Genomic DNA, 13,536 nt, shown 5'->3' on the forward strand with positions numbered 1-13,536 from the left:
CACCAGCAATGGCATGCCATTGCATACCACGAGAGGAGGAAGTTGATGTCACTCAGCAGAAGGGATTTTCTCAAGAAGAGCGCAACCGTGTCGGCCGTGTCGGCCGCAACCCTGATGGGACTGGCCACGACCCAGGCAATGGCTGCCTCGGATGCACCGGCGGAGGAGCCGAAGGTCGCACCGCGGAAGGGGGACCGCAAGGCCCCGGCCTTCAAGGTCCAGGACCCGTATCCCCTGGGGCCCGATACGACCACATACAACCTGCTCACCAAAAAGCATGTCTCCGTGGTCACGGTCAACGGCAAGGAGATGCTCCAGGTCGATCCCAAAGCGCTCACCCTGCTTGCCAATACCGCCATGCGGGATGTGAGCTTCATGCTCCGGCCGGCCCATCTGGAACAGGTCGCCGCCATCCTCTCCGACCCCGAGGCCTCGGCCAACGACAAGTACGTGGCCACCACCATGCTGCGCAATGCGGAGGTGGCCGCCCAGTTCCAGTTGCCCATCTGCCAGGATACCGGCACCGCCACCATCTACGCCAAAAAAGGGCAGCGGGTGCTGGTGGGGGGCAACGACGAACAATACCTCTCCGCCGGGGTCTATGAAACCTATACGGAAGAAAACCTGCGCTACTCCCAAACCATCCCCTTGGACATGTACCAGGAGGTGAACTCGGGCAACAACCTGCCGGCCCAGATCGACATCATGGCCACCACCGGCATGGAATACAAGTTCCTCTTCGTGGCCAAGGGGGGCGGGTCGGCCAACAAGACCATGCTCTACCAGGAGACCAAGGCGGTGCTCAACCCGGCCAGCCTGGAGAAGTTCCTGGTGGAGAAGATGAAGAGCCTGGGGACCGCGGCCTGCCCTCCCTACCACCTGGCCTTCGTCATCGGCGGCACCTCGGCCGAGGCGTGCCTGAAGACGGTGAAGCTGGCCTCCACCAAATACCTGGATACGCTCCCCACCAGCGGCAACAAGGCGGGACAGGCCTTCCGCGACCTGGAACTGGAGAAGAAGCTCCTGGCCGCGGCCCACACCTGCGGCTACGGCGCCCAGTTCGGCGGCAAATATTTCGCGCTGGACGTGCGGGTCATCCGCCTGCCGCGCCACGGCGCCTCCTGCCCCATCGGCATGGGGGTCTCCTGTTCCGCCGACCGCAACGTCAAGGCTAAGATCAATAAGGACGGCATCTGGCTCGAAGAGTTGGAGCGCAATCCGGGCCGCTTCCTGCCGGCCGCTTTCCGCACCAAGGCCGAGGCGGGCGTCGCGATCGACCTCAACCGCCCCATGAAGGAGATCCTGGCCGACATGACCAGGTATCCGGCCGGCACCCGGCTCTCCCTGAGCGGCACCATCATCGTGGCCCGGGACATCGCCCACGCCAAGTTCAAGGAACGGCTCGACAAGGGGCTGGGGCTGCCCGACTACCTGAAGCACCACCCGGTCTATTACGCCGGCCCGGCCAAGACCCCCCAGGGGATGGCGTCCGGCTCCTTCGGCCCCACCACGGCGGGGCGCATGGACTCCTATGTGGACCTGCTCCAGTCCCGGGGCGGCTCCATGGTCATGATCGCCAAGGGGAACCGCAGCAAGCAGGTGACGGACGCCTGCAAGAAGCACGGCGGCTTCTACCTGGGTTCCATCGGCGGCCCGGCGGCGATCCTGGCCAAGGAAAACATCAAGAAGGTGGAATGCCTCGATTATCCCGAACTGGGGATGGAGTCGGTCTGGAAGATCGAGGTCGCCGATTTCCCGGCCTTCATCCTGGTGGACGACAAGGGCAACGACCTGTACAAAAAAATACTGGGCTAAGCCCACGACAGACATAAGGAGAAAACGCACGTGAAACGCTTCAATTTGAAAACAGTCCTGTTGGTAGGCGCGGCGCTGGCCCTGCAGGTTGCCGCCGTGTGGGGCGCCGCGCCCCGAACGTCCGGGGCCGGAAACGCCCTCGCCGATCTGCACACTGCCCTGGGGGTCACCTGCGCGTCCTGCCACGGCACGGCCAAGGTCGCGGCGGTGGACGACAGCGAGCGGTCGATCAACGTCACCTGCGTCGGCTGCCACGGCAACCTGGATGCCATGGCGGCACAGGCCAGGGCCGGCAGTCACGTCAATCCCCACAAGTCCCATCTGGGCGACATCAACTGTACCGTGTGCCACATGGGGCATGTGCAGTCCAAGGCGTACTGCACCAACTGCCACGCCTTTGCCATGAAGATCCCCGCCGGGGACCCCGTGCCGCAGAAACCGGCGCCCAAGGCCGCCAAAAAGGCTGCTGTGAAGCAGCGGGTCGAACGGGCCGACGTGGTGGTCATCGGGGCCGGGGCGGCCGGCATGACCGCGGCGATCACGGCCCATGACGCCGGCGCCAGGGTCATCCTGATCGAAAAACAGCCGATCACCGGCGGCAACAGCATGCTGGCCGCCGGCGGCATGAATGCGGCCGGGACCCGTTTCCAGAAGGCCAAGGGGATTGCCGATTCGGTGGAGCTCATGTACCAGGATACCATGAAGGGGGGCGGCAACATCGGTGATCCCGCCCTGGTCAGGGTACTGGCCAAAGAATCGGCCGGTTCCGTCGACTGGCTGACCTCCCTGGGTGCCGACATCAGCGATGTGGGGAGGATGGGGGGCGCCAGCGTCAACCGCACCCACCGGCCCAAGGGGGGCGCGGCCGTGGGCGCCCATATCGCCGGCGTGCTGAAGAAAAATGCCGTCCAGCGGCGGATCGACATCCGCCTCAACAGCAAGGTGGTCAAGCTGATCGAGGACAACAAGGGACGCATCACCGGGGTGCAGGTGGAAGGGAAGCACAGCGGCCTCTACACCATCAAGGCCAAGGCCGTGGTGCTCACCGCCGGCGGCTTTTCGGCCAATGCGGACAAGGTGGCCTTTTACCGCCCCGAATACAAGGGGATGACCACCTCCAACCAGCCCGGCGCAACGGGCGACGGCATGGACCTGGGCGCCAAGGCGGGCGGCGAGCTGAAGGACATGAAAGAGATCCAGATCCATCCCACCGTGGCGGCCGGCAGCCGGATCCTGATCACCGAAGCGGTGCGGGGCAACGGCGCCATCCTGGTGAATCACGAAGGCAAGCGCTTCGTGAACGAGCTGACGACCCGGGACAAGGCCTCGGCCGCCATCCTGGCCCAGACCGGCAAATCGGCCTACCTGGTGTTCGACGAGGGTATCCGCAAGAGCCTCAAGCAGATCGACGGCTATTTTCACCTGGAACTGGTGAAGGAAGGCGCCACCATCCAGGAGCTTGCCGCCGCCATCAACGTCCCCGCAACGGTCCTCGAAGCGACGGTGGCTTCCTACAACGCCGCCTTTGACGGGAAAAGCGATCCCGACTTCAAGCGCCCCGACATCCCGCGTCCCATCAGGACGGCCCGGTATTACGCCATCGAGGTCAAGCCGGGGGTGCACTACACCATGGGCGGGCTGAAGATCAATGCCGACGGCCAGGTCCTCGCCGCAAGCGGCACACCCATGGCCGGCCTGTTCGCGGCGGGCGAGGTGACCGGCGGGGTGCACGGCAACAACCGCCTGGGCGGCAACTCCATTTCCGAGACCATCACCTTCGGGCGGATTGCCGGCGCCAGCGCCGCCAAACTCGTGAAGGGCGGGGCGAAGAAATAGACTCAGGTCCAGGGGAAACGAAGGAGTTTTTCTGTTCCCGCCTCGGGGACGATGAAGAACAACCCGTCTGACAGGGGAAAGGGGGCGGCCGCCAGGCCGGCCCCTTTTTCGTGGCGGTGCCACGTGCCGGGTGGGGCGGGCAAAAAAATGCCCCGCGATCAGGAGGGAATCGCGGGGTGCCGTATGGGCCAGTCGTGTTATGGAGAGTAGACGATGGGATTTTCATTTCGGTTACAAAAAAGTTGCAGTGTCATGATTTTTTTCTGTAACAGGTACCACCGTGTGACCATGGGGGACAATAAAAAAGCCGCTCATTGCCGAATTCGGGTAATGGGCGGCACTGGGGTTCACCGGCCGGCAGAGGCCGCGGGTGCTATTCCTTGCCTTGGGCGGTTTCCGCCGCTTTCTGGGTTGCCGGCTCCGTCGCTTCTTCCGCCGGGCTGGCCGTTTGGGGTGCAGCCGCAGCAGCCTGCGCCACCTGGTGGGTTTGTGGGAGCGGTGCGGCCGTTGTTGCTTTGATATTCAAGTAGCCATCGACCGTTTTCACGTCCACGCCCATCTTCTGGGCAATCTGTGCCGGGGTCTGTCCGGCCAGTTTCAGTGATTTGGCAAGAGCCGCACCGGTGAGTTCCACGGTATCGTGTTTGGGTTGTGACGGTTCCGGTGCCGAAGCAGCGGGTGCCGCGGATGCTGCGGGCGTCAAAGCCGTACCCTGTGTTTGCGGTGATACGACATTCCCTGAAATCCCATTGATGTCCATAGCCACTCTCCTTTTTCCTTGATATGGTCGCAAAAGCTGCGCACGTCATGGTGCCAATCACCACATGATCGGCGCAACGATGCCTGGAGTGACAATATATACGAATACTTAGCTGAAACTTAGGGGGCGTGCACATTTTTGTGCTAAGGAAAAAAACCGGGGGGATGAGCAAGGAAGGGGACCGCTGCCAAACGGCGTCACCCCGGCGAGCAGACATAGCGAAACCGTGCCCCGGCGCCATCTTTCCGGTTGCGTAGCGAGACGGTGCCGCCCAGCCGGTCGGCAATGCTGCGCACAATGGCCAGCCCCAGGCCGCTGCCGGTTTCATCGGTACCCATGACCCGGTAAAACGGTTCAAAGACCCTCTCCTCCTCGTCATGGGGAATCCCCCGGCCGTTGTCGGTCACCTGAAAGATCACCCGATCTTCTTCACGGTACAGTTCCACATCGACTATCCCGCCGGCAGGGGTATAGCGGACGGCGTTATCGACGGCGTTGCGCACCAGAATGGCCAGCGCATCGGCCGGAGCGTTCACGATTGCCTCCTCAAGGCGCTCGCACCCCAGGTCGATCCCCTTGGCCCCGGCCATGGGCATCAGGTCCTCGATCACCTGTAGGATCAGCCGGTCCAGGCGAAACTCGGCCGCGGGGGAGGCAGCGGCCTGTTGCCGCGCCAGGGAGAGCAATTGGTCCAGGAGCGAACGGGTACGGGCCAGCCCTTCCTTGAGTTGCCGGAGGCGCTCCTCCCGCTCGTGGGGGCGGTCGCACCGCTCCAGGTTTTCCGCCTGCAGGGTTAGGGCCGTCAAGGGGGAGCGCAATTCGTGGGCGGCATCGGCTATGAAGCGGCGTTGCTGGGCGAGCGCCTCGTCAAGCCGCCGCATCAGGCCGTTGATGGACGTTACAAATGGCCTGATCTCCTTGGGAACGCCCCCTTCGGGGAGTGTCGTCAGGTTGGTGTCGTCCCGTTGGTCCAACTGGTGGGAAAGGCCGGTGACCGGCGCGAGCGCGCGCCGGACGATCCAGGCGGTCAAAAGGCTCAGAAATGGCACCAGCAGCAACACCGGCACCAGGGTGTGCAACCCGCTGTTCCGGGCCGTCTCGTCTCGGACCTCCGTCGGCTGCCCCACCGCAATCCGCAACCCCGACGGCAGGGTGCGGACGAACAGCCGCCAGGTTTCCCCCCGGCTGTCGATGGTCTGGAAGCCCTCTGGCAGGTTGGGGGGGATCGCTGGCTGCGTGACCCGGGCAACCGGGCCTGGCGGCACCGGAACCCCCAGAGGGGTGATGATGATCCGCGCATCGGGATCGCGTCGCTCCTCTGCCTTGGTTGTCCCGGCCCACGGCTCCACGGCCGTGCCGGAGCGTCCCACCAGCAGCGCCACCTGCTGGAGTTGGTCGTCCTGCAGTTCCTGGGCCTCCCGAAAGGCCAGGAAAAAGGAATATCCGCCGGCTGCCATGCCGCTGACGATCGTGACCAGGGCAATCCAACCGGAAAGCTGTCGATGCAAGGAGATATTCATGGGTGTCGATCCACCATCCATCCCAGCCCCCGCACGTTTCTGATCGCTTCACTGCCGAGCTTTTTACGCACGGAGTGGATAAGGAACTCGACGGCATTGCTCTCGACCTCCTCGTTCCAGCCGTAGATGCGGGTCTCCAGATCCTGGCGCGACAAAATGGCGCCGGGGCGCACCAGCAGCGCCTGCAACAGCGCGAATTCCCGGGCGGACAGGCGGCAGCGCCGCTCGCCGCAGCCGGCTTCCTTGGTCACCGGGTCGAGACACAGGATGCCGTTGGTTAACAGCGTCGCCGCCTGTCCTCCCTTGCGCCGGGCAACGGCCCGCATGCGGGCCAGCAACTCCCCCGCGGCGAACGGCTTGACCAGGTAGTCGTCCGCTCCCAGATCCAGCCCTCTGATCCGTTCATCCAGGCCGTCCCGGGCCGTGACGATCAGCACGGCGGTGGCGTCGCCCCGGCTGCGTATCCGCTCTAGCACCACCAGGCCGTCCTCTCCGGGCAGGCCCAGGTCGAGGAGCATCACCTCGTACTCGCCGGTCTCGACGGCATCCAGGGCCTGGATGCCGTCCCGTACCCAGTCCACGGCATAGGCGGCATCCTTCAACACCTGCATCGTCGCTTCGCCGATCATCCGGTCGTCTTCAACCAGTAGCACCCGCATCAGGTCTCCTGCAATTCTCCGTGATTGGTCAAATATACCATATCGACCCGGCGTGGCAACAGCAGTGCCGACAGCGCCAAAGCCGTCAGATAGATCATCCCCCAGGACCAGAGGGTATCGCTCAGGAAATGTCCTCCCTGGGCGATACGGGCATAGCTCATGAGCAGACCGAAACCGAGGCCTCCCGCCAGCCACCCCGCGGCAAGCGCAGGCCTGGTGCGGCGATAGACGAAAAACGGCGCTGTCAGGTAGAACGCGGCCGCGCTGTGCCCACTGGGGAAGGAGCGCCCCTGGCCGTCGATGCCCGGTTGCCAGGGGTGGAGAAACTGCCTGGAACCGCCGAATTGCACGATCTCACAGGGCCGTGGCCGGCCCCAGTGATCCTTGAAAACGGCATTTACCAACACCCCCGGCCCCAAGGCCAGCAGCAGGACCAGGAACGCTCCCCGGCGGCGCCATGGGTGCCACGACGGTTTGTAGCTGCCGTAGCAGGCGGCGCACAAGCCGAAGGACGCCAAAACGAGTGCCGGGAAGCGGTCCATGTGATAGAGCGCCTTCCAGGGGAACTGTTCCCCGACCGGCCACCCGCCGGACCGGTGGAAATGGGACGAGACCGCCAGGTCTGCCCCGGTAGCGGCAATTATGGCCGTCACTACCGTTAGGAATACTACTGCGAGCAACGCCTCTCGCCACGTGTTCGCCTGCATGGGGACTCCCGTCTTAATTGGTGTTGTTTCGTGCGATCCGGCAAGGCCGGCCCCACTCTATACCGCAGTATCTGCCCGCTGTCCGGCACGGGCCTGGGCATCCCAGAGTAGCACGGCCATTGCGAACAACAGGCCGGTGCACATGGTACTGACGGAGAGGCCGATATGGAGCTGCTGGTTCTCGGCAATCCAGTCGCCGATAGCCGTCCCGGCGCTACGTACGATGGCGATGGCAAACCAGTAGTATGCCATGGTGGCAAGCACTCCCCCACGGCCGGCATAGAGCACCACTGCCAGCATTGCCGCCAGGATCAAGGCCGCTGAGCCGCCTCCCAGCGCATGGGAACAGAGGTCGCCGAAGACGGTGCCAAAGGTGCCGGCCACAAGCATGGTCAGCCAGAAAGTGCCATTGACCTTGGGGGAGCCGGCCTTGCCGGCCACATCGTCGTCCCTGTTCCGCGCTGCCGCCCGTGCAGACGCATAGCTGCTCCAGACCAGGCATGACATGGCGAGCGCCAGTATGAGGGATAACAATGTCCGGTCGAGGTGCATGCCATTGCGTCCCGCCAGAAAGTCGGCGATGTTTGTGGCGCCGGTACGGATGATGATAATGGCACACCAGTAGTAATAATAATGGGCTATTTTGTCGGTCTGCTCGATGAGTTTGACCACCCCGAAAATGACTGCCAGCAACACTAAGCCACCGCCAATGCCTAATCCGCTCTCATGGGCGTAATAATCTCCCAGATTGGTGCCGAAGATGCTTGCCAGGGTGATGGCGGTCCAGTAGTGCCAGCCAATGCTTGGGGTGTGGATAGCTTTCACGTTTTCTTTCTCCTTGTCTTTTTCGACTCGAACCGGGGCGTTGAGCGCCTGGTCATTTTCCTGGTTTGGTCAGAGACCGCATGGCGTAGTCGTTCTCCTGCAAGTTGCGGTCAAGGAGCCTCAGTTCTTCCGGGGTGTAGACCTTTTCTCCCCTGGCGATCTCGGTTTTCAATTTGTTGATCCGCTCTGCCAGACACTCCACCGCACCTGGGCAATTGTTGCCATACAGTAAGCACCCATTCTTCCCCTCTGGCGGAACAATGGCGAAAGCCGGCACCGTTGCCATGACTACAGCTAAGGCACACATCAAAGCGATTTTGTTTTTCATGAACATGATTCCTTTTGGGGTTTTTAGTCATCTATTTCATGGTTTTCCCCGTGCAGAGATATCTCAGCCCGGTCTCTTTTTCTTTTGGTTGTACCGCCCCCGCATCCCGGTTGCGGCAGTCGTAAACGTGGCTTTCGATCAATGGCATTTCTGTGCCGCCCTTTGGGGAAAACAGTACAGGCTTGCCAGTATCAACGTAAGAAGCACTGCCGATGCCGAGTAGCGGCTGAGTGCCAGTCCTCCAGAGCTGTGCGGTTTGTCAAGCAGGTCGCCTACGACCGCTCCGAGCGGGCGCGTAAGGATGAATGCCGTCCAGAAAAGTGTCGTGCGGGATATGCGTGTCCGGTAGTATGCGCCGACAACAGCCAGCAGCAGCGTAGTGAATACAACGATACCCTTTGTGTAGCCAAGCCCGGCGGTATCGGCAGTCCAGTCCCCAAGCGCGGTGCCGAGGGTTTGGGAAAACATGATCGTCACCCAGTAAAAGATCTCCGTCTTTTTTGTCCGGACCGTCGCTATGGAGATAGACCCCATGGTGCGATACCAGGTGGTCAGGGAGGCCACGAGTAGGGCAAACAGAATCGACGCGCCGCCGGCATAGCCAATCCCCAGGGAACGGTCGAAGAAATCGGCCAGTGTGGTGCCCACCATGGTTGTTGCGATGATGGTCGTCCAATATAAAAGCGGGTGATAGCGCTTGGCCGAGACCTGGGCGGTGACGGCGATGGCAAAAAGCGCGGCGAATAGTGCCGTCCCAACGAGATAGCCCAGATTCATGGACATGGATACTGCGTCACCGCCGGTTTCACCAAGGGTGGTGGCGGCGATTTTTATGATCCAGAAGACGAGTACCACCTCTGGAACCTTGCTTCTTTGTTCTGCGCTTTCGCAGAGTGATGATTTCATGTGAGCTCTCCGATGTTTTTGCGTATGCTACCGCTGACGACGACGGGTCTGTTATCTCCCGGAGTTCGTTGCTGCCGGACGATGCGACTCTAGGGGGGCAAACTTAGCTGATGATTAGGAGAGGAATTTTTTTCGCAGGAGGGATTTTGACCGTATCTTGTCGACGGTCCGCAGAACCGGTTTGCGCCCACGGACGGAAAAACGCCGGCCGGGGCGCGAGACAGTTGCCGGAGCGGTGGTAATACTTTACTATAATACTACGCCGGGAAAAAAACTGCCTGTCGCCGAAGCGTTCTCTTTGGTGCAGGCGAGAGGATTGCGTCCCATGAACGAAAGCGAACAAGAGGGTGCGGCCGTTACCCCGCACGATACGAGATACCTGTTTGTGCTCCCCTTTTCCACGGACCGCGCGCTGGCTCGGCGTTTTCTGGCCAGCGACCGGCAGATGGTCGGCAACATCCGTTTCGGCAAGATTCTGGAAACCCTGGACAAGGTGGCCGAGAACACCACCTTGGCCTACGTCAACCGCTTCTACCCGGACGCCCGGGTAGTCACCGCCGCCATCGACAGCGTCGTGATCCGAAACCTGGCCGACACGAACCACGATCTGGTCTTTTCCGCCCAGATCAACCATGTGGGGCGTTCTTCCATGGAGGTGGGCATCCGGGTCGAATCCCTGGGGGTGGGGTGGGGGCACCTTGCCACCTGCTACTTCACCATGGTTGCCCGCTCCACGGATGGAGGGGAGGCCAAAAGCCTCTCCCTGCCGCCTTTGGCGTACAGCCAGGAGATCGAGGTAAAGCGCTACAAAAAGGCGGAACAGCGGCGCCAGGCCTACCGGGAGAGCCTGGCAAAGGCGGAGGAGATGCCCTCCCTGGACGAGTACCTGTTTCTCAAGAAACTGCACAAGGAACAGGAGGCGGAGGGGTTCAGCGGCATCCGGGCCGGCCAACTGGTGCTGGAATCGACCCAGCGGGCATACCCCGAGCAGGAGAACGTGCCCAAGACCGTGTTCGGCGGCTACCTCGTGCGCCGGGCCTACGAGCTTGCGGCCCTGGCCGCGGAGATGGTCGCCCCCGGCAGGGTGGTGCCGTGCCAGGTGAACCGGATCAACTTCAACCAGCCGGTGTTTCTCGGGGACCAGCTCAAATTCATCGCGCGGGTGGTCTACACGGGCAAGACGACCATCACCGTCCAGTCGGATATCGAGCGCTTCAGCCGGGACGCGGGCGACAAGGCCCTGTCCAACTCATGCCTGTTCACGTTCCGTAACGTGGACAGCGACCTGCAGCCCCAGCCGGTGCCCCCCATCTACCCGGTGACCTATGCCGAAGATGCGCGCTACCTGAACGCCTACCGCCAGCGGGTGGATTGACGGTATCGGGGCCGGCGTCCCCGAATCAGCCGGGAAAACCATCTGCCACTGAGGCGTAGAGACACTCGGGAAGCAGAATCTCTGTGTTTTCTCCGCACCTTTGTGGCTCGGAGCCTTAACGGCCGTTTCAGGCCTCAACGACCGCGCGGGGTTTTTATTGCGCGCCTTTCCCGGCAAAGGCCTTTTTGCCGGATTTCACGAGTTTTCTGCCCGGGGCGATGGACCAGAGGAACGTGGCCGGTCTCTTGAGGGCCGCTTTATCTCCGTCCTTGCCGATGTCCAACTCCAGGGCCACGCACCCCCCTTTCTTGAGGGCGACCGGCGTGGCGGTATCCAGCAGGCTCGCCACGAGGGAACCGAGCAGCGGCTCGTGTCCCACGACCATGACCCGCTTCGCCTCCTTCTGGTGCAGGATGTGGCGGGTGAGTTCCTCCAGGTCGCCGTCCGGCTGGAGCGGCCCGGCGATGACGGTCCTGTTCTTCCGGCAGGCCCGCTGGGCCGCGATCTCCGCCGTCTGGACCGCCCGTACGAGCGGGCTCGACAGGATGAGGCGCGGTTTGTGTCCGCACCTTGTCACCCGCTCGACGACCTTCCGGACGTCGGCTCTTCCCCGTTCCGTCAGGTAACGCCACTCGTCGTCGCCCCCGTCCGTCCGCTCCACCGCCTCACCATGTCTCAGAACGTACAAAATCATTGGTCCCTCCTTTGAGCCGTCATGCGTAAAGTATAGGTGCACCCGGGGTTTTTGCAACCGCACGCTTCGCTGTTACAGATCGGTGACACGGGGCGCCGGGCGGCGTGCCGCCAGGAAAAACAGGCCATCCCGCCGCAATTCCCCCCTCGTTTGCCCAGGCCGCGGCGCCGGAATGTCGCAAGAAAATTTCCCTGCCGCAACCCGATCGTAGCAATTCGCAGGTATGGTATGCCCCAAGCCGGTTCGCCGCGGCAGGCCGCGAGCGGAAAGCAGATACCGCAGGCACATGACGGGATTGGAATTATGGCAGGTCGCGACAACCAACAGCTCCCCACCATCGACGGGGTCATGAGAAACGTCACGCCGGTCTCCTCCGGCATGCCGGTCAGGGAGGTGGCCGCCATCTTCCAGGGGGCCCCGGACCTGGTGATGATACCGGTCGTGGGCAGCGGCGGGTTCGAGGGGGTCATCAGCCGGAGGGACCTGTTCACCCGCCACCTGTCGCGCCCCTTTGCCATGGAACTGTTCGGCAAAAAAGCCATCGGCTCCCTGATGGACGGCGCGCCGCCGGTCATCGCCCCAGGCTGCGGCGTGAACGAGGCGCTGGCCACGCTGCTGGAACACGACCCCGGCCTGGATTCGGATTCCTTTCCGGTCATCAGCGAGGGTGAATGCGTGGGGATCGTGCATGTGGCGGAACTCCTGATGGCCATATCCCGCTCCCAGGCCCGCCTGCTCGATACCCTGGAGGCCCTGAACGCCAGGATCCATGAAGAGGTGGAAAAGGCCCGCCAGATCCAGCGCGACCTGCTCCCCCCGGCGGCCTGCCGCTACGCCGGGCTGGTGCTGGATGCGGTGCTGCTCAACTCCTCGGAGATCAGCGGCGATGTGTATGATTACTTCTTCGTCGGCCAGGACCGGCTGGGGGTCATGGTGGGGGATGTGAGCGGCCACGGCGTCCAGTCCGGCATGGTGGCCACCGCCGCCAAGGCGGGACTGCACCTGCTTTTGGACAATGGCGCGGCAACGCCGGGAAAGCTGCTCGGCGGCATGAACAAGGCGGTGACCGTTACGGCGTCCAACTCCCTGTTGATGACCGCCGTTGTTGCCGTCATCGACCGGCAGGCAAACAAGCTGTTCCTCGCCAATGCCGGCCACAATTACCCGTTCCTGTACCGGGCGGCCGACGAAACGGTTGCCATGCTGGACGGAACCTCCGGCTTTCCCCTCGGTTTCGACCGGGACAGCGAATACGGCGAGATCGGGATCGATTTCCGGTGCGGCGACCTACTAATCCTCTATAGCGACGGCATCGTGGAAGCCAGCAGCACGAAGGGGGAGGAGTTCGGCTACGACCGCTTCGCCAGCTATGTCCGGCGGAACGCCGGGCAGAGCCCGGAGGCCTTCCGGCTTGGGCTGCTCGACGAGGTGCGCGGTTTCTGCGGCGCCGAATCCTTCGAGGACGACGTGACGCTCCTGGTGGTTGCCGCGGAGCGGGCCCCATGATCGCCGGACTTTTAAAAAACAACAAAGAGAGACCATTGAATATGTTCAGCCTGAACGCCCAGGGCAGGGTCATCTGCTCTCCTGCCCCCCCCATGTCCTTCAGCGGGTTTCATCTGGTGCACGAATGGCCGGTCCTCTCTTCCGAGGACAAGGAAGAGATCATCGGCCGCGTGGAGCGCATTGTGGAAGGTGACGACCCTTCCCACGAGTTTTTGCGGCAACGGGCCGCCCTGATGGCGGACGAGATGCTGGAAAACGCCCTGTACGCCGCGCCTCGCGACACGAACGGCAAGCAGATCTACGCCAAAGGGGAACGGCGCAGCCTCGCCCCCGGTGAGGAAATCATGCTGCGTTGCGCCTTTGACGGCGAAAGGCTCTTCCTGGAGGTGAGCGACAGCTGGGGGCGCCTTTCCCCCGAAACCGTGCAGGGGTTCCTCGCCATCAACCTGGCCCACGACACTTCCACCGACCGGGCCGGCCGCGGACTCTACTTCATGTGGCAATTCATGAAGGATTTCTACGTCAACTTTGTACCCGGCCTGAAGACATCAGTAGGGGGCTACCTCCTGCTTAACCCCGATTCATACGAATATGGAGCGATCTGA

Annotated in this window: 13 protein-coding genes; 5 read left to right on the plus strand and 8 right to left on the minus strand. The window is 62.7% G+C overall.

Annotated features, from left to right (window positions below; all coding sequences use genetic code 11):
* Positions 1–45: 45 nt before the first annotated feature.
* Together FO488_RS03670 and FO488_RS03675 are read left to right on the plus strand one after the other, a co-directional pair.
* Positions 46–1,815, plus strand: a complete 1,770-nt coding sequence (locus FO488_RS03670) for a fumarate hydratase (protein WP_149209308.1) — start codon at positions 46–48, stop codon at positions 1,813–1,815.
* Between the two features lie 30 nt (positions 1,816–1,845).
* Positions 1,846–3,651: a flavocytochrome c gene (locus FO488_RS03675; RefSeq protein ID WP_168205865.1), complete on the plus strand. Its 1,806-nt coding sequence runs from the start codon at positions 1,846–1,848 to the stop codon at positions 3,649–3,651.
* 373 nt (positions 3,652–4,024) lie between these two features.
* Here the strand turns inward: FO488_RS03675 and FO488_RS03680 are convergent, their stop codons facing one another.
* From FO488_RS03680 to FO488_RS03710, 7 genes are all read right to left on the minus strand, one after another.
* The gene (locus FO488_RS03680) at positions 4,025–4,411 is read right to left on the minus strand and encodes a hypothetical protein (RefSeq protein WP_149209309.1); all 387 of its coding nucleotides are present in this window, start codon (positions 4,409–4,411) and stop codon (positions 4,025–4,027) included.
* Positions 4,412–4,608: 197 nt separating this feature from the next.
* On the minus strand, positions 4,609–5,931 hold the full coding sequence (locus FO488_RS03685; protein ID WP_240732167.1) for an ATP-binding protein: 1,323 nt from the start codon (positions 5,929–5,931) through the stop codon (positions 4,609–4,611).
* Positions 5,928–6,590 carry a response regulator gene (locus tag FO488_RS03690; RefSeq protein ID WP_149209311.1) on the minus strand — a complete coding sequence of 221 codons (663 nt, stop codon included), beginning with the start codon at positions 6,588–6,590 and terminating at the stop codon, positions 5,928–5,930. The genes FO488_RS03685 and FO488_RS03690 overlap by 4 nt, the downstream gene beginning before the upstream one ends.
* Positions 6,590–7,297, minus strand: coding sequence for a phosphatase PAP2 family protein (locus FO488_RS03695; protein WP_149209312.1), 708 nt, complete (start codon positions 7,295–7,297; stop codon positions 6,590–6,592). Before FO488_RS03695 ends, FO488_RS03690 begins: the two co-directional genes overlap by 1 nt.
* Before the next feature lie 57 nt (positions 7,298–7,354).
* Positions 7,355–8,122 (minus strand): hypothetical protein, encoded by a 768-nt coding sequence (locus tag FO488_RS03700; RefSeq protein ID WP_149209313.1) that lies wholly within the window; start codon positions 8,120–8,122, stop codon positions 7,355–7,357.
* Between the two features lie 52 nt (positions 8,123–8,174).
* Entirely contained in the window at positions 8,175–8,450 is a 276-nt protein-coding gene (locus FO488_RS03705; protein ID WP_149209314.1) for a hypothetical protein, read from the minus strand.
* 138 nt (positions 8,451–8,588) lie between these two features.
* Positions 8,589–9,356: a hypothetical protein gene (locus FO488_RS03710; RefSeq protein WP_149209315.1), complete on the minus strand. Its 768-nt coding sequence runs from the start codon at positions 9,354–9,356 to the stop codon at positions 8,589–8,591.
* A gap of 325 nt (positions 9,357–9,681) precedes the next feature.
* Here FO488_RS03710 and FO488_RS03715 point away from each other — a divergent pair, with 325 nt between their 5' ends.
* A complete protein-coding gene (locus FO488_RS03715) occupies positions 9,682–10,731 on the plus strand; it encodes a hotdog domain-containing protein (RefSeq protein WP_149209316.1) in 1,050 nt (349 codons plus the stop codon).
* 154 nt (positions 10,732–10,885) lie between these two features.
* Here FO488_RS03715 and sixA read toward each other — a convergent pair whose 3' ends face one another.
* Positions 10,886–11,425 (minus strand): phosphohistidine phosphatase SixA, encoded by a 540-nt coding sequence (gene sixA, locus FO488_RS03720; RefSeq protein WP_149209317.1) that lies wholly within the window; start codon positions 11,423–11,425, stop codon positions 10,886–10,888.
* 303 nt (positions 11,426–11,728) lie between these two features.
* Between sixA and FO488_RS03725 the strand changes: the two genes are divergently transcribed.
* A complete protein-coding gene (locus FO488_RS03725) occupies positions 11,729–12,931 on the plus strand; it encodes a PP2C family protein-serine/threonine phosphatase (RefSeq protein WP_168205866.1) in 1,203 nt (400 codons plus the stop codon).
* 41 nt (positions 12,932–12,972) lie between these two features.
* Positions 12,973–13,536 carry a hypothetical protein gene (locus FO488_RS03730; protein ID WP_205743345.1) on the plus strand — a complete coding sequence of 188 codons (564 nt, stop codon included), beginning with the start codon at positions 12,973–12,975 and terminating at the stop codon, positions 13,534–13,536.

It is taken from the genome of Geobacter sp. FeAm09 (assembly GCF_008330225.1).
Classification (GTDB): domain Bacteria; phylum Desulfobacterota; class Desulfuromonadia; order Geobacterales; family Pseudopelobacteraceae; genus Oryzomonas.

What these genes read in the sequence shown, in the direction of transcription:
- FO488_RS03670 (WP_149209308.1), top strand. Translation starts at nt 46, where the DNA reads ATGTCACTCAGCAGAAGGGATTTTCTCAAGAAGAGCGCAACCGTGTCG.
- FO488_RS03680 (WP_149209309.1), bottom strand. Translation starts at nt 4,411, where the DNA reads ATGGACATCAATGGGATTTCAGGGAATGTCGTATCACCGCAAACACAG.
- FO488_RS03685 (WP_240732167.1), bottom strand. Translation starts at nt 5,931, where the DNA reads ATGAATATCTCCTTGCATCGACAGCTTTCCGGTTGGATTGCCCTGGTC.
- FO488_RS03690 (WP_149209311.1), bottom strand. Translation starts at nt 6,590, where the DNA reads ATGCGGGTGCTACTGGTTGAAGACGACCGGATGATCGGCGAAGCGACG.
- FO488_RS03695 (WP_149209312.1), bottom strand. Translation starts at nt 7,297, where the DNA reads ATGCAGGCGAACACGTGGCGAGAGGCGTTGCTCGCAGTAGTATTCCTA.
- FO488_RS03705 (WP_149209314.1), bottom strand. Translation starts at nt 8,450, where the DNA reads ATGAAAAACAAAATCGCTTTGATGTGTGCCTTAGCTGTAGTCATGGCA.
- FO488_RS03710 (WP_149209315.1), bottom strand. Translation starts at nt 9,356, where the DNA reads ATGAAATCATCACTCTGCGAAAGCGCAGAACAAAGAAGCAAGGTTCCA.
- FO488_RS03715 (WP_149209316.1), top strand. Translation starts at nt 9,682, where the DNA reads ATGAACGAAAGCGAACAAGAGGGTGCGGCCGTTACCCCGCACGATACG.
- sixA (WP_149209317.1), bottom strand. Translation starts at nt 11,425, where the DNA reads ATGATTTTGTACGTTCTGAGACATGGTGAGGCGGTGGAGCGGACGGAC.
- FO488_RS03725 (WP_168205866.1), top strand. Translation starts at nt 11,729, where the DNA reads ATGGCAGGTCGCGACAACCAACAGCTCCCCACCATCGACGGGGTCATG.
- FO488_RS03730 (WP_205743345.1), top strand. Translation starts at nt 12,973, where the DNA reads ATGTTCAGCCTGAACGCCCAGGGCAGGGTCATCTGCTCTCCTGCCCCC.